18 protein-coding genes are annotated in these 21,117 nt (G+C 62.6%); 11 read left to right on the top strand and 7 right to left on the bottom strand.

Features of this window, described 5'->3' with window-relative positions; translation table 11 throughout:
• Positions 1 to 53 precede the first annotated feature (53 nt).
• Positions 54 to 650 carry a 6-phospho-3-hexuloisomerase gene (gene hxlB, locus M2368_RS06650; protein WP_498724234.1) on the bottom strand — a complete coding sequence of 199 codons (597 nt, stop codon included), beginning with the start codon at positions 648 to 650 and terminating at the stop codon, positions 54 to 56.
• Positions 651 to 811: 161 nt separating this feature from the next.
• Here hxlB and M2368_RS06645 point away from each other — a divergent pair, with 161 nt between their 5' ends.
• Both M2368_RS06645 and M2368_RS06640 read left to right on the top strand, forming a co-directional pair.
• Entirely contained in the window at positions 812 to 2,110 is a 1,299-nt protein-coding gene (locus tag M2368_RS06645; protein WP_498724233.1) for a helix-turn-helix transcriptional regulator, read from the top strand.
• A gap of 205 nt (positions 2,111 to 2,315) precedes the next feature.
• Positions 2,316 to 2,885, top strand: a complete 570-nt coding sequence (locus M2368_RS06640; protein WP_498724232.1) for a YdeI/OmpD-associated family protein — start codon at positions 2,316 to 2,318, stop codon at positions 2,883 to 2,885.
• 43 nt (positions 2,886 to 2,928) lie between these two features.
• Here the strand turns inward: M2368_RS06640 and M2368_RS06635 are convergent, their stop codons facing one another.
• Positions 2,929 to 3,132 (bottom strand): hypothetical protein, encoded by a 204-nt coding sequence (locus M2368_RS06635; protein WP_332489410.1) that lies wholly within the window; start codon positions 3,130 to 3,132, stop codon positions 2,929 to 2,931.
• Positions 3,133 to 3,270: 138 nt separating this feature from the next.
• Between M2368_RS06635 and M2368_RS06630 the strand changes: the two genes are divergently transcribed.
• Positions 3,271 to 4,188 carry an NAD(P)-dependent oxidoreductase gene (locus M2368_RS06630; RefSeq protein ID WP_498724231.1) on the top strand — a complete coding sequence of 306 codons (918 nt, stop codon included), beginning with the start codon at positions 3,271 to 3,273 and terminating at the stop codon, positions 4,186 to 4,188.
• Here the strand turns inward: M2368_RS06630 and M2368_RS06625 are convergent.
• Positions 4,185 to 4,736, bottom strand: coding sequence for an NAD(P)/FAD-dependent oxidoreductase (locus M2368_RS06625; RefSeq protein ID WP_498724364.1), 552 nt, complete (start codon positions 4,734 to 4,736; stop codon positions 4,185 to 4,187). The two genes, M2368_RS06630 and M2368_RS06625, sit on opposite strands and share 4 nt — an antisense overlap.
• 236 nt (positions 4,737 to 4,972) lie before the next feature.
• On the opposite strand from M2368_RS06625, the gene M2368_RS06620 reads away from it, so the two are divergent.
• Complete coding sequence (locus M2368_RS06620; RefSeq protein WP_498724230.1) at positions 4,973 to 6,505, top strand: deoxyguanosinetriphosphate triphosphohydrolase family protein; 1,533 nt, start codon at positions 4,973 to 4,975, stop codon at positions 6,503 to 6,505.
• Between the two features lie 19 nt (positions 6,506 to 6,524).
• Here M2368_RS06620 and M2368_RS06615 read toward each other — a convergent pair whose 3' ends face one another.
• The 4 genes from M2368_RS06615 to M2368_RS06600 all read right to left on the bottom strand — a co-directional run bounded on the left by M2368_RS06615 (position 6,525) and on the right by M2368_RS06600 (position 11,576).
• The gene (locus M2368_RS06615; RefSeq protein ID WP_498724229.1) at positions 6,525 to 7,550 is read right to left on the bottom strand and encodes an RNase H family protein; all 1,026 of its coding nucleotides are present in this window, start codon (positions 7,548 to 7,550) and stop codon (positions 6,525 to 6,527) included.
• A gap of 138 nt (positions 7,551 to 7,688) precedes the next feature.
• Positions 7,689 to 7,862, bottom strand: a complete 174-nt coding sequence (locus M2368_RS06610) for an NADP-dependent isocitrate dehydrogenase (protein ID WP_498724228.1) — start codon at positions 7,860 to 7,862, stop codon at positions 7,689 to 7,691.
• A gap of 685 nt (positions 7,863 to 8,547) precedes the next feature.
• Positions 8,548 to 10,770: an NADP-dependent isocitrate dehydrogenase gene (locus M2368_RS06605; RefSeq protein WP_498724227.1), complete on the bottom strand. Its 2,223-nt coding sequence runs from the start codon at positions 10,768 to 10,770 to the stop codon at positions 8,548 to 8,550.
• 212 nt (positions 10,771 to 10,982) lie between these two features.
• The gene (locus tag M2368_RS06600; protein ID WP_498724226.1) at positions 10,983 to 11,576 is read right to left on the bottom strand and encodes a TetR/AcrR family transcriptional regulator; all 594 of its coding nucleotides are present in this window, start codon (positions 11,574 to 11,576) and stop codon (positions 10,983 to 10,985) included.
• A 147-nt stretch (positions 11,577 to 11,723) separates the two neighbouring features.
• Here M2368_RS06600 and M2368_RS06595 point away from each other — a divergent pair, with 147 nt between their 5' ends.
• The 7 genes from M2368_RS06595 (at position 11,724) to M2368_RS06565 (ending at position 20,748) form a co-directional block, all read left to right on the top strand.
• Complete coding sequence (locus M2368_RS06595) at positions 11,724 to 13,184, top strand: MDR family MFS transporter (protein WP_498724225.1); 1,461 nt, start codon at positions 11,724 to 11,726, stop codon at positions 13,182 to 13,184.
• Between the two features lie 502 nt (positions 13,185 to 13,686).
• Positions 13,687 to 15,372 carry a formate--tetrahydrofolate ligase gene (locus tag M2368_RS06590; RefSeq protein WP_498724224.1) on the top strand — a complete coding sequence of 562 codons (1,686 nt, stop codon included), beginning with the start codon at positions 13,687 to 13,689 and terminating at the stop codon, positions 15,370 to 15,372.
• A 165-nt stretch (positions 15,373 to 15,537) separates the two neighbouring features.
• Positions 15,538 to 15,687, top strand: coding sequence for a hypothetical protein (locus M2368_RS06585; RefSeq protein ID WP_181149023.1), 150 nt, complete (start codon positions 15,538 to 15,540; stop codon positions 15,685 to 15,687).
• A gap of 225 nt (positions 15,688 to 15,912) precedes the next feature.
• Positions 15,913 to 16,671 carry a LamB/YcsF family protein gene (locus tag M2368_RS06580; RefSeq protein WP_402696590.1) on the top strand — a complete coding sequence of 253 codons (759 nt, stop codon included), beginning with the start codon at positions 15,913 to 15,915 and terminating at the stop codon, positions 16,669 to 16,671.
• The gene (locus M2368_RS06575) at positions 16,668 to 18,272 is read left to right on the top strand and encodes a 5-oxoprolinase subunit B/C family protein (protein ID WP_498724223.1); all 1,605 of its coding nucleotides are present in this window, start codon (positions 16,668 to 16,670) and stop codon (positions 18,270 to 18,272) included. The genes M2368_RS06580 and M2368_RS06575 overlap by 4 nt, the downstream gene beginning before the upstream one ends.
• A gap of 9 nt (positions 18,273 to 18,281) precedes the next feature.
• Positions 18,282 to 20,021 carry an acetyl/propionyl/methylcrotonyl-CoA carboxylase subunit alpha gene (locus M2368_RS06570; protein ID WP_498724222.1) on the top strand — a complete coding sequence of 580 codons (1,740 nt, stop codon included), beginning with the start codon at positions 18,282 to 18,284 and terminating at the stop codon, positions 20,019 to 20,021.
• Positions 20,022 to 20,073: 52 nt separating this feature from the next.
• Positions 20,074 to 20,748: a GntR family transcriptional regulator gene (locus tag M2368_RS06565; RefSeq protein ID WP_400343564.1), complete on the top strand. Its 675-nt coding sequence runs from the start codon at positions 20,074 to 20,076 to the stop codon at positions 20,746 to 20,748.
• Positions 20,749 to 21,117: the final 369 nt, after the last annotated feature.

Genomic DNA, 21,117 nt, shown 5'->3' with positions numbered 1-21,117 from the left:
TTCCCTTTCAGGGGTTATTGATGGTGGGTTGATCCTGGCGCCAAAGCGCCGGTCTACTCCAGATTCGCGTGGCGCTGCCACAGCTGCTGGGCGGTGGCGTCATCCGCGCTCCAGAGCGTGTGGAACACGATTTCGCTGATCAGGAACAGCGACTGCTCGAACAGGCTGCCGGAATATTGGCGGGTAATGGACGATCCGTGGTCCGTTTTCCCGGCGGCCGGGACTTCTACGAGAACGTGGGCGGCCGACCCGATGGGGCTGGATGGATCGGTGGTGATGGCCGCGATCCGGGCGCTGGCCCGCTGGGCGGTGCGGACGCTCTGGACCACGCCCGCGGTGGTCCCGGATCCGGAGGCCACGAGCAGCAGGTCCCCCTCGGCGATGGCCGGCGTGGTGGCATCCCCGGCAACGTGCACGGCCAGGCCCAGATGCATCAGGCGCATCGCCGCCATGCGCAAGGCCAGCCCGCTGCGCCCGGCACCGGCGACGAACACCCTGGGTGCCGCCCGCAGCTGCGCTGCGAGCTCGACGACCTGCCGCGGCTTCACGCCCCGCACGGTTGCCTCGATCTCCGAGTGGACCAGGTCCATGGTGTCCAGCACGTCCTGCTGGGATATCGCTTCGGTGAGGGGTAAGGCCATGGTGTTCATGCCATTCCTTTCGACAGCGCCTCCCGGCGGACCGGATCGGCTTTGATGGGCATGAGTCAATCCTCCGGCCAGAAAGGGGTTGCCGCTACGCCATTTACAGGCAGTTGAACCTGTCCTTTCGGATAGTGGCTGGTCCCCCGAGCTGCGATACACTCGCCTGCATGAGCATTCTGGACTCCTCTTTCGACCCTGGCCTGCAAGCTGCCGAGCCGGCACCAGGGGTGCTCGAATCGATCGCGCGGCTGGCCACGGCTGCGCTGCCGCAGATCGCCGTTCGCCTGCGTGATGCCCTGGCTCCGGAAATCCGTTGCGCGGCCCTGGCCATTTTCACCGAGGAGTGCACCGATAGGCCCAGGAAGCTTGCCGGCGATCAGCGCATCACGGATCTGGTGGGCATTGCGGAACTGGATCGGATCCGCGGTTCCCATCCCGGTGAGAACCGCTGGAGCGAGCGTGCCGAGATCGGCGGTGCTCCGCGGGAGATCCTTGCCCTACGCTACCCGCCCAGCAATGCGCTGCTGGTGCTCATCGAGCCCCGCCGGGCCGGTGGCCAGCCCGAGATGATCGGATACCTGTGGAATCTGGCCGCCAACCGGATCCGCGAGAAGGTCGCCGATGCCCCTCCGTCCTATCTGCGCGAATCGCGCGCGGTCTCGGCAGAGCGGGTTCGGGTGACCGGCGAGCTGGTGGAACAGTATGCGACGAGCCTCGATATCCTGCTGGCGACCTTGCGCTCCACGCAATTGGACGATGCGGTCGCGCGAGTTGCCGCCATCGACCTTGCGGCCAAGACCTTGGTCGGGCTCAAGACCGTGGATGACCGCACCAATAGCATCGTGGAGGAACCGGTCGCTTCGGCTTTCACCCGCTTGCGCGATGACCTGCGCCCGTTGACCACTTTGAGCGGCGTGGACCTGCAATTCGTCGAGCCGCCCAAGAACGGCAGGGCGCTGCCCGGCGAGGTGGCCCATGCCGCCCGGGCCATCGTGCGCGGCCTGGCCCTGGCGATGATGGAGCAGGAAGACATCCAGCGGATCCGGGTGCAGTGGAACTGCGACGGCGAGAATTTGCTGATCAATGTCCGCGACGATGCACGCGGCGGCATCGATCCCTCCGCGGCGGCCTTGGACCGCCTCGTGCGGCGCGTGGAGGCGCTGAACGGGCTGATCGAAATCGAGGTCATGGGCGGATGGGGCACGGAGGTCGCGGTGCGGCTCCCGCTGGATGCCCCGCCGTCGGCCGTGGCGGAAATCGCCGAATGGAGCCTGGGTGGCCGGGAATTCGAGGTCCTGCAGCTCCTGGCAGCGGGGCAGCGCAACCGTGCTATTTCGCAGACGCTGGGGATCAGCGAGAACACGGTGAAATTCCACGTGCGCAATCTCTTCAAGAAGATGGGCGTCAGCTCCCGTGCCCAAGCTGTCGCGCTGGCGCACAGCCATGGTGTGGCCAGCTCCACGTAGCCTGCCGGCATTGATGCCCGCGGACGGCCGGCCGCGCTCTTCGCCACGATCCGTGGCGTGTCATTTCATGATGTTCCGGAGCAGGAAATTGCTCCACGGTCTCCAGCCACGGCCCGCCGCCCATCGGGCAAGCAATGGCAGGCATCATCCCGACGGCGAGTCGAGGCTCTAGCAACTACGGGCAACGAGGTGCAGGATAGGTTCCATGGATCCACAAGATGCTTTGATTCTTCCTGATGTCACCGCTTGGCGCGCTTGGCTCGACGAACACGAAGAAACCAGCGATGGCGTTTGGCTGGTAGTGGCAAAGAAGGGAACGACTTCCCCCACCTCGCTCGCTGTCGCACAAGCATTGCCCGAGGCGCTCTGCAGCGGATGGATCGATGCCATCCGCCGCAAACGCGATGAGACGACCTTCCTCCAGCGCTACACTCCCCGCCGGAAGAACTCTGTCTGGTCCCAGAAGAACACTGAATTCGCCCAGGAATTGATTGATCAAGGACGCATGCGGCCACGGGGCTTCGCGGAAATCCAGAAGGCCAAGGAAGATGGACGGTGGGAGCGTGCCTACCAAGGCCAGGCCACCGCCCAGGTTCCTCCGGATTTGCAAGAAGCGCTGGATCGCTCGGCCGTGGCGGCCAAGAACTTTGCGGCCTTGAAATCCCAACCGCGCTATCACATCCTGCATCAGCTGATGATTGCCCGAACAGAGAAAACGAGAACCGCCCGCTTGGCGCGATTCGTTGCAGAACTTGAGCAGGGTCCGGAAGGCTGATCCTAGGTCCGGTAGATCACTACGCGGACGATGCCACTGAGCGCTAGCTTCTGGAGCGGTATATCGCTTCGGCGATCATGGCGCCGGCTTGCAAAATGGCTGCCGCAAGAATGACTAGCGCGGCCGCAGTGGCCCCTCCAAGAATCAGCATGACTACTCCGACAAGGCCCAAGGTCCAGGCAATGAACATTGCTCCTGTAGTCATTCCCAGTCCGGCCTGTCGAGTTTTCTTCACGCTCTGAGTCATATCGCCAGTTTAGACGCAGGGCTGAGCTCTGGGGAAAATGGTTTCGGGAACTGATCATTTTCGCGGGGGCCTTGGTACCGTGGAATTCAACGCCCGGGCAACCCCGGCAAAATCTCATCTCACGATTGGACTCATGGTTTGCGTGTATTAGTTCCGTGGCAGAGCTTGGTCGACAGCATGCAGATTCCCGGGGTCGAAACCGTCTTGTGGAATATCAATGATGGCGAGCCTCCAGCAGCTGATGTGCTCGTTACCGAGCGGCCGCTGGATCCTGCGCATCGCTCGCGAGTCAGCAGAATCCCGGGGCTCAAGCACGTGCATCTGCTATCCCTCGGCTACGAGTGGGTGCTGGAGCATCTCCCCGGCGAAACAGTCTTGTCGAATTCCCGCGGCGCGGTGGAAGACTCCACCGCTGAGCACTGCCTCGCCCTGGTACTGGCCGCATTGCGCGAGCTCCCTGCGGCCATGGCCTCGCAGAAAGAGCAGGAATGGCCTCGCTTGTGGACGTCCTCGCTTTTCGGCTCCAATGTCGTGGTGCTCGGAGTGGGCGGTGTTGGCACGGCCACTATTGAACGGCTCAAAGCCTTCAAACCAGCCAGAATCACCGGAGTCGCCAGTTCCCCGCGAATCCTGGACGATGGCACCAATGTCGTCGCCCTGCGCGATGCAGCTGAGCTCCTGCCTGAAGCCGATGTCGTCATCTGCACTCTGCCGCATACACCCCAGACCCAAGGCCTTATAGATGCAGGATTCCTCCAGCGCATGCGTGACGGAGCACTGCTGGTGAATGTCGGCCGCGGCCCTATTGTGAACACCGCAGATCTGCTCGACGAGCTGCGCTCGGGTCGCCTGCGCGCGGCTTTGGATGTGACCGATCCCGAACCGTTGCCCACCGGCCATCCGTTGTGGACCGCGCCGAACTGCATCATTACGCCGCATATGGCTGGTGATACCTCGGAATTCATGCGGTTGGTGTCGGATTTGGCGACGCAGCAAGTTCAGCTGCTATCCACCGGTTCGGCACCGCACAACATTGTTCGCCGCAACCTAGGCTAGGCCCTGCTTGCCGCCAAGGAATGCTCGACAATTTCATGAACCTTGTCGACGGTAACCGGAGCCAGGGTAACGCCGAGGGGTCCATGCCCCGCGGCTACTGTCAGGTTCTCGTATTTGCGTTGCCCAATGATCGGCACGCCGCTTGCAGTCATCGGCCGAGCGCCCTGCCAACGGCTAAGTTCCGGCAAATGCCTAAGCTCTGGCAGCAATGCTTCCGCGCCCTGGCGCAGGGCTGAAATATCCGAATCCGCTGGCACTGCATTGCTCATGCCGCCAAAACGCATTCCGCCCGTAATTCGCACACGTCCAGGCATTGGACTGATGACCACATGATCTTCCATCCCCATCAAGGCACGGCTAACCAAGCGGTCCTGATCTTCCAGCATCACCGACCAGCCGTATCCAGGCTCAACTGGCACACTGACTCCCAAGGCCTTGCCGGTTTCACGGCTGGAGGCCCCCGTTGCCAAAACCACGTGTCGCGCCGAGACCCTCCCGGAATCAGTGATCAAGGTGTGCAGGTTGGATCCGGTAGCTTCGTGGTCGATGACCTGACCGGCCTAACATCTTCAAGGGCACTGGGATGTCCTGGCAAGATCTGGTGGTTGCTGTCGGCGTTCACGAGCACTTCACCAATTAGGCGACGGCGAACAGGGATCCCGTACCGTTGGGCAGTTGCGCATGCATGCGCAACTGCCACGGCACTGGACGTTCGTCGCCCCGAAACGACGTTGCACCAATTCGCGTGGCTTCTCTTGCTCGATCGCCTAGGCTAGTTCATACGATGGAAACTAGAGCACAGACACATCAGACCGGCGGCCGCGACCGCGCTATCGTCGAGCGGAATCGCACCGGTGAAGATGAGTTCCGCGTTGACATTGAGCGCATCCGCTTCTCCCCGTACTTCTCCCGCCTGTCCTCGGTGACTCAGGTAATTCCCCAGGCGGGTTCAGGCACTCTGGTCCATAACCGGTTGACTCATTCGCTTAAGGTCTCCGCGGTGGCCCGTTCCATCGCCATCGGCCTCCGAAGGCGTGACGAACCTACTAGGCGACTTATCTCCGACTTAGGAGGGTGCGACCCGGTAGTTGTCCAAGCAGCTGCAGCGGCCCACGATCTGGGCCACCCGCCCTTCGGGCATCTGGGAGAGCAGGAACTCGACCGGGTCGCCCGCGATACCTTGGGGCTTCCCGATGGATTCGAAGGCAACGCACAGACCTTCCGGATCCTCACCGCCCTCGATAGCTGCGATGCCACACCGCGCGGCATGAACCTGACCCGCGCGGTTCGCGCGGCTGTGCTCAAATATCCCTGGACGCGCAATGAATGGCGCAGCCAGGCCCCGGTCGCCCCGGAGTTGCTCCCCCGCGGCGTCGGTGCGAATCCGGCTGCTGGCGCCATGAAGTATTCGGCCTACGATATCGAGGCCGTGGAAATGGACGACGTCCTGTCGGTCTTCCCGGGCATCGGAAAATACCAGCAGACGCTGGAAAGCTCGGTTATGGATATCGCAGACGATATCGCCTACGCGGTTCATGACCTCGATGATTTCTATCGAGCTGGCATATTGCAATACACCAGCGTCTCCGCTGAACTGCGGGCGTGGCTGGATCAGTCCGTGCGCTTCCAAGCCCTGAAGGCTCCAGAGCTGGACCAGCGGCAGCCGGGCCACGCGCTGGAAATTACGTGGCGCCATGTCCTGGCGAAGGATCCCTGGATTGCCAATCCAGAGGCATTCCGCGCCTCGGTGCAACGGGTCGGCCATGACCTCGTCGATGGCTTGCTCGCAGTTCCCTACGACGGCGGCCTGCAGGCGGACCGTGCGGTTACCGCCTTCACCCGGCGATGGATTGACCGGTTGCAGGAATCGATCACCGTTGAACGCACGCCTAATGTGCGCAGCGGCCATATCCGCTTGAGCGATGAAGCATGGCATGACGTCGTAGTACTCAAGTTCGTCCATGCCCGCTTCGTCTTGGACCGTTCAGACCTGGCGGTATACCAGCGTGGGCAAACGCGAATTATCCGTTCCCTGGCAGAAGGCTTCAACACCTGGCTCAATGATCCGGAGGATGCAGGGCGCGCACCGCGACGGTTGCTGGACTCGGTGGAAGCTACCACCGAGGAATACCGCCAGCTGCGCGAGAGCACCCCGGAGCTGTTCTCGCAGTCCGGCCCGCAAGAGATCCAACGGCTGGGCCAGGCCCGGGCCATCGTCGATTACATTGCTTCCTTCACCGATGCCCAAGCCGTCTCGTTGAATTCGCTGCTAACCGGCACCTCGGACAATCTCTGGGAAGCCGGCCGCGGACTCTAGCGGCCGGGTGCGGCATGTTTCATGCCGCAAGAGCCTGCTGGGACAGCTCCTCGAGAACGATCTTCGTCATCATTGACTGTGTCAGTTGCGGATTGATCCGGGCGCTGAAATGCCGCGACATCAGGATGGCCATCCGGTTGGCCGCTTCGTTGTGCCGATTTCCATCGTGCCCTCGAACCCAGCGGGCTCGGGTGCGCCCGGTACGAAGTTCAAGACTCTCGCGCAGCTCATGATGGACCTTCACAGTGCGCTCCCGTCCTCGAACAAGATCATTGACCGCTTTCACCAGGGCACGGCTGTCGCTGAAAATGGTCAGGTCCGAATCGAGCGGGGCGTGGGTCAGCGCCAGCAGGGCGCCTGTGGTTTCTGCCAGCAAGGTGTCCTGGACGTAGTGCTTCGGCGAAATTGCGCAGGCCCAATGGCCTTGCGAGGTCACCATCGCTCCAGCGCTGCGGAACTTCCTGTTCCGCGGCACCGAACCGTCTGTATAGGCTATGACTGGAAGGTTCGCCGTGTAGTCCTGTACCAGCGGGGCCAGCGCCTGGCTATTGGCCTCGTTGGCAACGCCCAGATCCAGCCCGAATTGCCACGACGGATTGAGGCAGAAAACGGGATTCATCGATAATTCTGCCATTCCGAGGTCGTCATAGTCCGGGACCAACAGGTCGATCGATGACGGCTGCGAGATTTTGCAGGTACCGGAGAACTCCGCGATAGCCTGCAGGATGGCCTGGTCCAATTCCCCGTTGACAGCAGTACCCGTGAGAGTCAGCAAAGGACGGTTCACGAAATCGCACAAAGTCAGCGCAAAATCGAAGTGGAGACCGTGCGTGCTTCGCTGGGCGAGGTGCTTTTCCTCGACAATCCGCTCCGCAAATGGAACGTACTGCTGCTTCTTCCCGTGGGCATCTCGAATGAACGCTGAACGTTCGAGAACGGCGATCAGCCGTGAAGGCTGCGGCTGCCGCTGTGCACCGGCCAATCTCCGCACGCCATCCGGATCGAGCGCAATGGGCATCTGCGGACGTGGAACTGACACCAGCATTGAGATTCCTCCTGCCTATTTTGTTGATGTCAGGCGATCCTATCGACTGGCACCTACGATTTAGCCCCGGGTCTGAATGTTCTGGTGCGGGCACCTGGTGAGGATATCGCGGACTTCGGTTTCCATGAACCGGCCGTGTTACTTCGCCTGGTAGCCAGCGCCGGTCTCGAACAGGCCGACCCGAGCCAGCGGCAGATCGATCGACAGGATCTTGGCCGAGGTGGCCAGTGCCACCATCGGAAACGGGTCGGCCAGATAGTCGTGCAGCGCGAAACATATTGAATAATGGATTCTTTTGCCAAAAGGATTCACTGAGGAATACGCCCCGCAAGTCGAACTCCTGATCCGGCATATCCGTTCAAGCAAGGCATTTATCTGCCGTGTTAAATTCATTGATCGCCACTCATTTTCACGAGTGGCGATCAATGGCATCGGTTCAATGACCGAGATCTGAAGCTTAGAGACCCAGGCTGCGGATAAGTTCTACCAAGGCTGCAAGAAGTTCGCTCAACATCAAATTACCTCATTCATTTTCGTCTTATCTATGTTTCGTGTTGGTACGAGTGACTCGTTCCGACACGTATAACCCTAACTCAACATGGTTCTGACAAGTGCAAATTTAGAGAATATTAGAAACTTTTTACACGGATGCAATGAACGATTTACATTAGGATTCTTGACTGCCGTACCAGCGACTGCTACTTGCCAGTTGGTAACCAGCTCGCATTGCCTCCGACTTGCCCTATGGATACTGGCCTGCCGCCAGAATTCATGCAATCACTCACCGACCTTAATGGCCCGGGCAATTTCCTGATAACGGAATTAACCTGTCCACTGTCAGCTCCAGGGAATTCAGGAATCACCGGGAGAAATCGCAAGTTGCTGCCGCGCTAGTGGAACAACCAGCGAGGAACTGACGACCGAGGCTTCATCGCGCGTTAAAGCAGCTGGCCCCAATCCTCACTGAGGATTGAGGCCAGCTGATTGGCTGCAAGGACTACTTGGTCAGCAGTTCAAGAGCCTTGTTCAGGGTTGCGCTTGGGCGCATGGCCGCTGCGGTCTTGGCTTCGTCTGGGCGGTAGTAGCCACCCAGCTCGACAGCCTCGCCCTGAACGGCAGCCAGCTCGGCAACAATGGCTTCTTCATTCTCGCCCAGTGCCTTGGCAACTGCGGAGAAGGCCTCGGCCAGTTCTGCGTCCTTGTCCTGCTTGGACAGCTCTTCAGCCCAGAACTTGGCCAGGTAGAAGTGGCTGCCGCGGTTATCCAGCTCGCCCACCTTGCGCTTAGGCGACTTGTCTTCCAGCAGGAAGGTGCCGGTTGCAGCGTCGAGGGTATCGGCCAGCACCTGGGCGCGGGCGTTGCCGGTGGTCACTGCCAGGTGCTCGAAGGAAGCACCCAGGGCCATGAACTCGCCCAGCGAATCCCAGCGCAGGTGGTTCTCGTTCACCAGCTGCTGCACGTGCTTCGGAGCCGAGCCGCCGGCACCGGTCTCGAACAGGCCGCCGCCAGCCAGCAGCGGAACGATCGAGAGCATCTTGGCCGAAGTGCCCAGTTCCAGGATCGGGAACAGGTCGGTCAGGTAGTCGCGCAGCACGTTGCCGGTCACCGAGATGGTGTCCTCGCCCTTGCGGATGCGGTCGATCGAGTACTGGGTCGCCTCGACCGGGGAGAGGATCTCGATGGTCAGGCCCTCGGTGTCGTGCTCCTTGAGGTACTCGTTGACCTTGGCGATCAGCACTGCGTCATGCGCGCGGTTCTCATCGAGCCAGAAGACAGCCGGGGTCTGGGAGGCGCGGGCGCGGTTCACTGCCAGCTTCACCCAGTCGCGGATGGCTACATCCTTGGTCTGGCAGGCGCGCCAGATGTCGCCAGCGAAGACCTGGTGCTCGATGAGCACTGCATCGTTCTCGTCGACGATCTGCACGTGGCCGTTGCCAGCGATTTCGAAGGTCTTGTCGTGCGAGCCGTATTCCTCGGCCTTCTGCGCCATCAGGCCGACGTTCGGCACAGTGCCCATGGTGGTCGGGTCGAACGCGCCGTTGGCACGGCAGTCGTCGATGGCCACCTGGTAGATGCCCGCGTAGGAGGAATCCGGGAGAACGGCCAGGGTGTCTGCGGTGTTGCCCTTGGCATCCCACATCTTGCCGCCCAGGCGGATCATGGCCGGCATCGAAGCGTCGACAATCACGTCCGATGGAACGTGCAGGTTGGTGATGCCCTTGTCGGAATCGACCATGGCCACTGCCGGGCCTTCTTCCAGGCCCTTGGCGATCAGCTTCTCCACGCCGGCGCGCACCTCGTCGGACAGCTCGTCCAGGCCGCCGAGGATGGCTGCCAGGCCGTTGTTCGGGTTCAGGCCGGCTGCTGCCAGCTCGTCGCCGTAGGTTTCGAACAGCTCGGAGAAATAGGCCTTCACCACGTGGCCGAAGATGATCGGGTCGGAGACCTTCATCATGGTGGCCTTCAGGTGAGCCGAGAACAGCACGCCCTCTTCCTTGGCGCGGGCCACGGAGTTCTTCAGGAACTCGGACAGGGCCGCGGCGTGCATGACGGTGCCGTCGATGACTTCGCCGGCCAGCACGTCGAAAGGCTTCTTCAGGACCTTGACTTCGCCGTCTTCGCCGACGAAGCGGATCGAGATCTTCTTGTCCGCGTCGATGACTACGGACTTCTCGTTGGCAGCAAAGTCGTCAACGCCCATGGTGGCCACGTTGGTCTTCGAATCAGCGGCCCACTCGCCCATGGAGTGCGGGTACTTGCGAGCGTAGTTCTTCACGCTCAGTGGTGCACGGCGGTCCGAGTTGCCCTCGCGCAGGACCGGGTTCACAGCCGAACCCTTGATCTTGTCGTAGCGCGCGCGGACATCGGTCTCTTCATCCGAGGTCGGGTTATCCGGGTAGTCAGGCAGCGCGTAGCCGGCAGCCTGCAGCTCGGCGATGGCAGCCTTCAGCTGCGGGATCGAAGCCGAGATGTTCGGCAGCTTAATGATGTTTGCATCCGGGGTCTTGGCCAGGTCGCCAAGTTCTGCCAGAGCATCACCGATGCGCTGCTCTTCGGTGACATAATCCGGGAAGGTAGCGATGATGCGACCAGCCAGCGAGATGTCGCGGGTCTCAAGTTCCACACCGGCGGTCGAGGCGAAGGCCTCCACGATTGGCAGGAACGAGTGGGTCGCCAGCATAGGCGCTTCGTCGGTGTGGGTGTAAATAATCTTTGCCATAGGTGTGGCGTCTCCCTGAACGTCGTGCGGAAGCGGTGTTACCGCCCTGAACTCAACGTTCCAAATCTACCTGATTTTGCTCTGCACCACACTTTGCGGCAGCGGGAAATACGCGCGGCAACGCCGTTTATTCACCGAAATGCCGGGCTGGACAGCCTGCAAGCAGTTCGTCACATTTAAGTTAATCAGCGATAACTCAACAGAGTTATTCGCTATTCGGCTCTTCCGCCGGCCAGCACTTCGAGATTCGCCATGGCCTCATCGAAGAGCTCAACTGGATCTGCAGGCTCCCCGGCGCGTTCCGCCTGGCCGAAGCTCTGCCAGGCCACGCGCCAGAGGGCGGCCAAGGCTTCGCCAATCATCAAGGCGGGCATGGCCGGCACCAGCCCGCGGCGGCGCAGCTCCTGCGAGGTGGCAGCGCAGAAGGCTTGATCTTGCCGGGTGATGGCCAATAGCAGCTTCGGCTCCGTGGCAATCAACCGGGAAATGCGGCGGTATTCATTGCCGCGGATCTCGGCAACAAGGATCCGGCGGCATTCGTTGGCCAGCAGCCGGAAAATCTGCGCGCTCGTGGAGCCGTCAGCAATGGGGCATTCGGTCACGGCCTGGATCAATTCATGCTGCGCCGGCACCATGGCCGCTTCCCTGGATTCGCAGTAGCGGAAGAAGGTCCGCTCGGAAATGCCGGCCCGGGCAGCGATCTGCCCCACGGTCACCGATTCCAGGCCATGGAGTTCCACCAGGTCCAGGGTTGCTGCCCGGATGGACTGGATCGTTGCCTCTTTGCGTTCCTCGCGAATCCCCATGGCGCTCTCCGATGCTCCGGACTGCCTGTGCTGCGCAGGCCTCGTCCACCAAAATTGTTTCCTGTCACAGTCTGACAGATTCGCTTACGAAAAAGTGGCAGAGTGTGACAGTATTTAGCGGTTGACACTCCACAGGAAGAAGACTTCGTGACTACAAATCCCCCTAGAACCAGCACCAAGCCAAGCGCGGCGCCCGCCGGGCAACTCTCCACCAAAACCCTGACAGGCATCATCGCCTCGCTGGCCCTGGCCGCTTTCATGATGATCCTGAACGAGACCGTGCTCACGGTAGCGCTGCCCGGCATCATGCAGGACATGGGCATTTCGGCGTCCACCGGCCAGTGGCTCACCACCGGATTCCTGCTGACCCTGTCGGTCGTCATCCCCACCACCGGCTTCCTGCTGCAGCGCTTCGCGCACCGGTCGCTGTTCTTCTTCGCCATCATCAGCTTCATCCTGGGCACTGCCATCGCGGTGCTGGCGCCGAGCTTCGGCTTCTTGCTGCTGGCACGCGTTATCCAGGCCGTCGGCACGGCCATCGTCCTGCCTTTGCTGATGACCACCACCTTGACGCTGGTGCCCGTCCACCAGCGCGGCACCATCATGGGCCTGAACTCGATCGTCATCGGCGTCGGCCCGGCTATCGGGCCTACCGCCTCGGGGGCCATCGTGCACGCCTTGGGCTGGCACTACATCTTCATCCTGATGCTGCCAATCGCCGTGGCGGTCCTGGTACTGGGCGCCATCTTCTTCAAGATCCCTTCCAGTGCACGCAAGATCAAGGTGGATTCCGCTTCGGTCCTGCTATCCGCCTTGGCCTTCGGGTTCCTGGTGTACGGCATTTCCAGCATCGAGCATGCCGCGGATAACGCCACGATGATGATCGCCAGCTTCGCCATCGGCCTGGTGGCCCTGGCACTGTTCATCATCCGCCAGGTCAAGCTGTCCGCCAGCGGCCGCGAACTGCTGAACCTGACCCCGTTTGCCTCGCGCAGCTTCAGCTTCGCGATCGCGATGATCATGATTGCCTTCGGCACCCTGCTCGGTTCGCTGATGATCGTGCCGATCCTGCTGGAATCCGGGCAGGGCGTCGACTCGCTGCAGATCGGCATCATGCTGCTTCCCGGCGGACTGGCACAGGCCATCGCCTCGCCGATTTTCGGGCGGATCTACGACAAGCGCGGTCCGCGCCCGGTCCTGATCCCCGGCGCCGTGTTCCTGGCCGCCGGGCAGTGGATGTACGCCACCGTGACCGCGCAGACCGAATTGTGGATGTTCATGCTCTGCCACATCGTCTTCTCCATCGGACTGGCGCTGCTGATGACCGGTCTGATGTCCTCCGCGATGGCTTCGGTGGATCCGCGCCTGTTCGGCCATGGTTCAGCGATCTTCAACACCGCGCAGCAGCTGGGCGGTGCCATCGGCACCACGGTCTTCGTGACCGTGATGTCGCTGCTGTCAAAGGTCCAGCTGGACGCCGGGTCCGAGCTGGCCGAGGCCTTGTTCTCTGGCGCGCATATCTCGTTCATCGTCGGCGCCGTGCTGGCCACGATCGGGATCGTCTTCGCCTTCATGATCAAGGGCGAGAAGCCGCACGCGAATCACTGAGGCGCCACTTCGGCGTTGCTGGCCCTCAAGGCCTGGATGCCCAGACGCTGACCTCCGGGAAAGCAGCAGGCATCCCGGATAAATATAGTGTTCAGCCCGAGCGGAGGAATTCCTGGTGGAATTCCTCCGCTCGGGCTTCATTTGTCCTTGGAGGCACCCCGGGCTGTCGGCCGCTTCCTTGTCCGTTGGGTTCTGGGCAGTTGCATGGCTATGGCGACCTCATAAGTTCCCCCAACGCGAGGCTGGCCACGAAACCGCCTGGTCCGCGATCTTCAAGCAGCGACCGCGGCTTGGGCGCAACTAAATTCTTGAGAAGTTGGTTTTAGGGTGCCATTACCCCTTGTCCGGCCCTCGGACCGTGCCGAGAACCGACCCACGTTCTGCCCATCACGGCCTTCTCGCCTTGCCTGCAAGGTGATAGCTTGAAGGCCAATCAGGGAAAACCAGAAGCCTTGGTCTTCCTCACCCCCGGGTCACCGGGCAGCCAGACAGGGGACACAACATGGCAGCATTGCCGGAAACCGATATGAGCGATCTGGCCATTGCCTCGCGGGCAGTGCTCAGGCCGATCTCCCGGATTGCCGAGGCGGCCGGAATCCCGCAGGACGCGCTGGAGCCCTACGGCAAGTACAAGGCCAAAATTGATCCTGCCCTGCTGCCGGCCAACGGAAGCCGGCCCGGAAAAGTCGTCCTGGTCAGCGGCATGTCCCCGACGCCGGCGGGGGAAGGCAAATCCACCATGGTGGTGGGCCTGGGCGACGCGCTGGCTGCCACCGGGACCAAGACCATCATCGCGCTGCGCGAGCCCTCAGTCGGCCCGAGCTTCGGGATGAAGGGCGGAGCCACCGGCGGAGGCCAATCCCAGGTGCTGCCCATGGACGAGATCAACCTGCATTTCACCGGGGATTTCCACGCCATCACCAGTGCGAACAACCTTCTCATGGCCATGCTCGACAACCACCTGCAGCAGGGCAACGAGCTTGGCATCGACCCGCGATCCATCACCTTCAAGCGGGTGCTGGACATGAACGACCGCGCATTGCGCCACGTGGTGATCGGCCTGGGCGGTACCGCCAACGGGGTGCCGCGCGAAACTGGCTTCGAAATCACCGCCGCCTCCGAGGTCATGGCTGTTTTCTGCCTGGCCACCGGGCTGGCGGACCTGCGCGCCCGGTTGGGCAGGATCACCGTCGGATACACCTACGCCAAGGCCCCGGTCACCGCCGATGACCTGGGCGCGGCGGGTGCGATGGCGCTGCTGCTTAAGGAAGCCATCAAGCCCAACCTGGTGCAGAGCATCGGGGGCACTCCCGCGCTCATCCACGGCGGGCCCTTTGCCAACATCGCCCACGGCTGCAACTCGGCCATCGCCACCAACACCGCCCGCGCACTGGCCGACGTGGTGGTGACCGAAGCCGGCTTCGGCACCGATCTGGGCGCCGAGAAATTCATGGACATCAAGGCCCGCTACGCCGGGTGCCCGCCGGACACGGTGGTCATTGTCGCCACCGTTCGCGCACTGAAGATGCATGGTTCGGTGCCCAAGGATGAGCTGGGGGAAGAAAACGTCGAGGCCGTGCGGGCCGGGCTGCCGAACCTGGAACGCCACGCCTCGATCGTCTCGAAGTTCGGCATCCAGCCGGTGATCGGCATCAACCGCTTCACTACGGATACCGATGCCGAGCTGGAAGCGGTCACCGGCTGGGCAAAACAGCAGGGCATTGCCTGCGCCATCGCCGATGTCTGGGGCCAGGGCGGCTCCGGAGCAAGCGAGCTGGCCGCCATGGTGCTGCGGACCATCGGGGAACCGGGCAATTTTGCCCCGCTGTACGAGCTGCAGCAGCCGGTCGAGGACAAGATCCTGGCCCTGGTGCGCGGCGTCTACGGGGGCGAAGGCGTCGAGTACTCCCCCAAGGCCCGGAGGATGCTCCAGCAGATCCACGACAATGGCTGGTCGCACCTGCCGGTCTGCATCGCCAAAACCCAGTACTCCTTCTCCGATGACCCGCAGCTGCTAGGCGCCGCCAGCGGATTCACTGTGCAGGTCCGCGAGCTGATCCCCAAGACCGGTGCCGGATTCATCGTGGCCATCACCGGGGCGCTCACCACGATGCCGGGCCTTCCGCGGGTGCCAGCGGCCCTGCACATGGATGTCGACGAGCACGGCAACGCCATCGGACTGTCCTAGCGGCCGGGCAAGACCGCGGGGATCGCCAGCGTGCCAGGATTCCACGGCGGGCGAACATGGTAATTCCCTGATCGCACCGCTTTTCGCCACGATTCACGGCTAGGCTATGTGAACCAGCACCCGATAGCTGGCAATCAAGCAAGGCACGGATGAAGGGAAATAACCATGGGAACCGAAAACCACGACGAAACCACAGGTCCAGCTCAGACTCCGGACCCAGAGGGCAAGAACACTACTGTCCCTGATCCGGATGCGGCCCAGAACGCGCCTATTCCGTTCGGGCATGAAGATTCCGACGGCGAAGAAGGCCAGTAGCCGCACCGCCAGCCACAAGACCTGCCCGAGGCCAGGATTCCGCAAGGATTCCTGGCCTCGGGCTTTGCTATTCCACGTGCAAAATGCCTGATCAGATGACAGATGGGAGCACCACTCCAGCGGAATTCCGGGAAGCGATGCTCAAAAACCCTGCCAAGATTGTTGAACAATTACCGAAAGTGGGGCATTCTTTTACCAAGAGGTTTTCACGAGACGGGGATCACAATGCCATACATAGACCTGAATTCAGACGTAGGCGAGTCGTTCGGCAACTGGACGATGGGCGACGACGCCGCCATCTTCACCTCCGTGTCTTCGGCCAATGTAGCTTGCGGGTTCCACGCTGGAGACCCCAGCACCATCGCCCAGACCTGCCGCGATGCGGTCAGCGCCAACGTCACCATCGGAGCCCATGTGGGCTACCGCGACCTGGCCGGTTTCGGCCGCCGCTTCCTGGACTGCTCGGCCACCGAATTGGCCGATGACATCCTCTACCAGCTAGGAGCCCTGCAGGCCCTGGCACGCTCCGCAGGCAGCGAAATCAAGTACGTCAAGCCGCACGGCGCCCTGTACAACACCATCGTGCACCACCAGGTGCATGCCCAGGCCGTCATCGATGCCATCAAGGCCTTCGGCACCGACCTGCCGGTCCTGCTGCTGCCAGGTTCTGTCGCCCTGCAAAAGGCCGAAGCCGCTGGCCTGCGCGGCGTCGCAGAAGCCTTCGCCGACCGCAACTACACCCCCGAGGGCACCCTGGTCTCCCGCCGCGAATCCAACGCCGTATTGCACGACCCCGTCCAGGTCACCGAGAACATGGTCCGCCTGGCCACCGAAGGCACCATTGTTGCCGTGGACGGCAGCACCATCAAGATGGAAGCCGAGAGCATCTGCCTGCACGGGGATACTGCCGGTGCAGTGGCCATGGCCAGCGCCGTGCGCGCAGGACTGGAACATGCCGGCGTGCAGATCCGGAGCTTCGCGTGAGCATCCTCGCCATTCACCGGGCAGGTTCCCATGATCTGCTCATCGACCTGGACTCGCTCGATGCTGTCTTGGCGCTCAACGCCGCCTTGGAAACCTCTCCCCTGTCCGGACAGCGCGACCTCTTGGCGGCCGCGCAAACGGTACTGCTGAAATTCGATTCCGCGCAGAGCGCCGAACGGGCCATGGCAGCCCTACCAGAACTTGAAGTAGCTTCTGCACTCCACGCTGCGGGCAAGCTGGTTGAAGTACCAGTGAATTACGATGGCGAAGACCTCGCCGCAGTGGCCGAGCTGACCGGGCTGAGCACCGAAGCTGTGATCAATGCGCACACCAGCCAGAGGTGGCGTGCAGTATTTGGCGGATTCGCTCCCGGCTTCGCCTATCTGCTCGGCGAAAACCAGGACTTGCATGTCCCGCGCAGAGACTCCCCGCGCACCAAGGTGCCCGCCGGAGCGGTGGCGCTCGCCGGTGAGTACTCGGCCGTCTATCCGCGCCAATCCCCCGGAGGCTGGCAGCTGATTGGACATACCGATCTGCAAATGTGGGATTTGCAGCGCCAAAATCCTGCATTGATCCGGCCGCAGGATACCGTGCAGTTCGTCCGGGCCACCCGGAAAATATCGGTGAGCCAGGCACCCGCCGCACAAGACGAAGCATCAGGGCAGGCACTTGCCGGTGGCCTGAAAATCATCGACGCCGGCCTGCAGTCCCTGCTCCAGGATGCCGGACGCATCGGCTATGGCAACCTCGGAGTTGGCGTTGCAGGAGCCGCAGACCCGGCCGCCTTCCACCAGGCCAACCGCCTGGTGGGCAACCAACCAGGCCAGGCCGTGATCGAGAACCTCGGCAGCCGCATCACCGTTGAAGCCGAGCAAGACCAGGTGCTGGCGCTTACCGGCGCCGAAGCAGAACTCTGGATCACCCCGGCCGAAGACGACCAGGTCCGCACCCCGCGCCAGGCCGCGGCCAATGCACCGTTCGCGCTGCTGCACGGCGAGCGCCTGGAGGTTGAACCCGCCGGCCGCGGACTGCGCAGCTACCTTGCGGTGCGCGGCACCATCGAGCAGGAACCGGTCCTCGGCTCGCTGTCCACCGACACCCTCTCCGGCGTCGGTCCCCAGCCTCTGCAAGCCGGTGGCATGCTGCCGGTGAACCGCCCGCAGCTGGGCCACATCGTTGGCAACAGCGAACCGAGCACCCTGCCGGTCCCAGACGATAACGGCGTGTACACGCTGCGCGCCATGCCCGGTCCGCGTGCCGATTGGTTTGGCCAGGCGGGCCTGGACCAGCTCGCCGCCCAGATTTGGGATGTCACCAGCGAATCCAACCGCGTGGGCGTGCGCCTGGATACCGGGCAGCAGCCGCTGCAGCGCGTCCGCTCCGGGGAACTGGCCAGTGAAGGCGTAGCCCGCGGATCCTTGCAGGTGCCGCCCTCCGGCCTGCCGGTGCTGTTCCTCGCAGATCACCCGGTCACCGGCGGCTATCCGGTGATCGCCACCGTCATTGCCGAAGACCTCAGCGCAGCCGCGCAGCTTCCGCCCGGAAGCAGAATTCGATTCGAACTCCATCCCGCTGCCGGCCACGCGGCATCAGACGCCTAAGGAATTGCCATGAAAAAAGTTCTCATCGCCAACCGAGGCGAAATCGCGGTCCGCATTGCCCGGGCGGCCACCGACGCAAATATTTCGTCGGTAGCCATCTACTCGGACCCGGATGCCGACGCCCTGCACGTGCGCCGCGCAGATGAAGCGTACCCGCTGCACGGTTCCACCGGTGCGGACACCTACCTGGATATCGAGAAGATCATCGAGATTGCCAAGCGCTGCGGCGCCGATGCGGTGCACCCCGGCTACGGTTTCCTCTCGGAGAACGCGAACTTCGCCACCGCCGTCATCGAAGCCGGCATGAGCTGGATTGGTCCGCCTCCCGCGGCCATCGAAGCACTGGGCAACAAGGTCACGGCCCGGCAGATCGCGGTGCGCGCAGGTGCGCCGCTGGCCCCGGGCACCGACGGCCCGGCAGCGGACGCCGGCGAGGTGCGGGCCTTCGCTGAAGAGTACGGCGTGCCGGTCGCCATCAAGGCGGCCTTCGGCGGCGGTGGCCGCGGCATCAAGATCGCCTACTCGCTCGATGAGATCTCCGATGCTTTCGAGTCCGCCACCCGCGAGGCCACCGTGGCCTTTGGCCGTGGCGAGTGCTTCGTGGAACGTTTCCTGGCCAAGCCGCGCCACGTCGAGGCCCAGGTGCTGGCCGATACCCACGGCAATGTGGTGGTCGTCGGCACCCGCGACTGCTCCTTGCAGCGCCGCCACCAGAAGCTGGTGGAAGAGGCGCCGGCCCCGTTCTTGACCGATGAGCAGCGGACCAGGATCCACGAGTCCGCGAAGGCGATCTGCAAGGAAGCCGGATATGTCGGGGCCGGCACCGTGGAATACCTGGTGGCCCAGGACGGGTTGATCTCCTTCTTGGAAGTCAATACCCGTTTGCAGGTGGAGCACCCGATCACCGAGGAGACTTCCGGCGTCGATCTGGTGGCCGAGCAGTTCCGCATTGCCGATGGCCTGCCGCTGTCCATTACCGAGGACCCGCAGCCCACCGGCCATGCCATCGAATTCCGCATCAACGCCGAGGACCCGGCTCGCGGCTTCCTGCCTGCGCCGGGCACCGTGGAGCGGTTCGAAGCGCCAACCGGCGCCGGCGTGCGGGTGGACTCGGGCGTGCGCAGCGGCTCGGTCATTCCGCCGTTCTACGACTCGATGATCGCCAAGCTGATTGTGCGCGGTGCCGACCGGAACCAGGCTTTGCGCCGTGCCCGCCTGGCGCTGGAAGAAATCAGCATTGCCGGTGTTCCCACGGTCCTGCCATTCCACCGCGCCGTCATCGAGCACGAAGCGTTCAACGGCGAATCCCTGGGCGTCTACACCACGTGGATCGAGGACGAGTTCCTCAACGAGGTGGAGGCCAGCGACGAGATGGATCTGGACCAGCGCGATACCAGCCGTGAAACCATCACCATAGAGCTCGACGGCAAGGCCGTCCAGCTGGGTCTTCCCGCTGCACTGACCAACGCGTTGCGCAATACCCCGGGAGCCGGCACCGCCGCCGCCACCCAGGATGATGCTGCCGGCGAGGTCGATGCCGCCGCGGTACGCAGCACCATGGACGGGAACCTCGTCCGCTTCGCTGCAGAAGATGGCAGTGCAGTCGCCGAAGGGCAGAGCATTGCCATCGTCGAGGCGATGAAGATGGAATCCACCATCACCGCGCACCGTGATGGCATCTTCCGTGCAGCGGACTTGAGCGCAGGGTCAGCCGTACGCCGCGGCGACACCTTGGGCACCATCGGCTAGCGTCCAGGCCATGAAGTCCGTACCCGCAAGCCAGTTGGGATAAATTGGAAGCATGAAAGCCACCAGCAGCACCTCGCATCCAGCCAAGGCCCCTCACGCGCACAGCGGGCTCTGGGCTGCCAATGAGCTGCGCCGCCGCATTGCCGAAGGCGAGCTATTGCCCGGTGACAAGCTTTCCGAACAGACCCTGGCTGAATCGTTGGGGCTCTCGCGCAATACCTTGCGCGAGAGCTTCACCTTGCTCAATAGCGAGCTGATCATCACCCGGATCCCCAACCGGGGTGTTTTCGTGGCTTCTCCGGATGCTGATGATGTGCGGGAAATCTATGCGGTGCGCCGCACGGTCGAGCCTGCATGCCTGGCATGGGGCCAAGACATTGATCTGGACCGGTTGGGCAAAATCATCGAGGAGGCTCGCACAGGTCTGGCTGCCGGCGACGTGCCGCGGATGGCCAATGCCAATCAGGCTTTCCACAAGCAGCTGGTGGCCTCCTCCGACAGCGAACTGCTCCAGGAGCTGATGAGCCGCGTGCTGGCTCGTATGCGCCTGGTCTTCCACGCCATGAGCGACGCCCCGGATTTCCATTCGCACTACGTAGAACGCAATGCGAATCTGCTGGCCATGCTCCGTGCCGGAGAGCGCCTGGAAGCCGCCCAGACCCTGCGCGGCTATCTCGACACCGCTGAAGCTGAATTGCTCAGCCACATCGCCCAACGCCCGGAGTAGGCATGGAGCAGGGACTCGGCCCATTCCGCTTGCGATTTCCATCTCATCCGCGCCGTGCATTCCTCACTGCTTTGCGGCAAATGACAGCCTCCAGCGCATGCCTCATCGGGTTGCGCACTCTTGTTTTCCACGGATGCCCCAGAGGCCAAATCCGGGCTTGCCCCGCGGAATTTCCACTGCGATCACCGATTTTCCGGATCTTTGATGCTATCGCCGCCGCCAGCCTGCCGGTGCGGGCAGCCGCAAGCCCAGCGCCCTGCGGGTTTCCTCGACGCACGGACAAGCCAAGCAAGCACATAGATAGCCAACGTATGGTTTAACGAAACCATTGCGCGCCACGGCCGTTTCATCACGGCCTAGGCCCTCGTC

It is taken from the genome of Arthrobacter sp. JUb119 (genome assembly GCF_024807995.1).
In the GTDB taxonomy this organism is placed as follows: Bacteria; Actinomycetota; Actinomycetes; order Actinomycetales; family Micrococcaceae; genus Glutamicibacter.
The sequence above is the reverse complement of the archived record's forward strand: the minus strand, read 5'-3'. Positions and strand labels throughout refer to the sequence as shown.

Bases quoted from the DNA above. Each gene is read 5' to 3' on its own strand.
- hxlB (WP_498724234.1), bottom strand. From the start codon at position 650: ATGAACACCATGGCCTTACCCCTCACCGAAGCGATATCCCAGCAGGAC.
- M2368_RS06645 (WP_498724233.1), top strand. From the start codon at position 812: ATGAGCATTCTGGACTCCTCTTTCGACCCTGGCCTGCAAGCTGCCGAG.
- M2368_RS06640 (WP_498724232.1), top strand. From the start codon at position 2,316: ATGGATCCACAAGATGCTTTGATTCTTCCTGATGTCACCGCTTGGCGC.
- M2368_RS06635 (WP_332489410.1), bottom strand. From the start codon at position 3,132: ATGACTCAGAGCGTGAAGAAAACTCGACAGGCCGGACTGGGAATGACT.
- M2368_RS06620 (WP_498724230.1), top strand. From the start codon at position 4,973: ATGGAAACTAGAGCACAGACACATCAGACCGGCGGCCGCGACCGCGCT.
- M2368_RS06615 (WP_498724229.1), bottom strand. From the start codon at position 7,550: ATGCTGGTGTCAGTTCCACGTCCGCAGATGCCCATTGCGCTCGATCCG.
- M2368_RS06605 (WP_498724227.1), bottom strand. From the start codon at position 10,770: ATGGCAAAGATTATTTACACCCACACCGACGAAGCGCCTATGCTGGCG.
- M2368_RS06600 (WP_498724226.1), bottom strand. From the start codon at position 11,576: ATGGGGATTCGCGAGGAACGCAAAGAGGCAACGATCCAGTCCATCCGG.
- M2368_RS06590 (WP_498724224.1), top strand. From the start codon at position 13,687: ATGGCAGCATTGCCGGAAACCGATATGAGCGATCTGGCCATTGCCTCG.
- M2368_RS06585 (WP_181149023.1), top strand. From the start codon at position 15,538: ATGGGAACCGAAAACCACGACGAAACCACAGGTCCAGCTCAGACTCCG.
- M2368_RS06580 (WP_402696590.1), top strand. From the start codon at position 15,913: ATGCCATACATAGACCTGAATTCAGACGTAGGCGAGTCGTTCGGCAAC.
- M2368_RS06570 (WP_498724222.1), top strand. From the start codon at position 18,282: ATGAAAAAAGTTCTCATCGCCAACCGAGGCGAAATCGCGGTCCGCATT.
- M2368_RS06565 (WP_400343564.1), top strand. From the start codon at position 20,074: ATGAAAGCCACCAGCAGCACCTCGCATCCAGCCAAGGCCCCTCACGCG.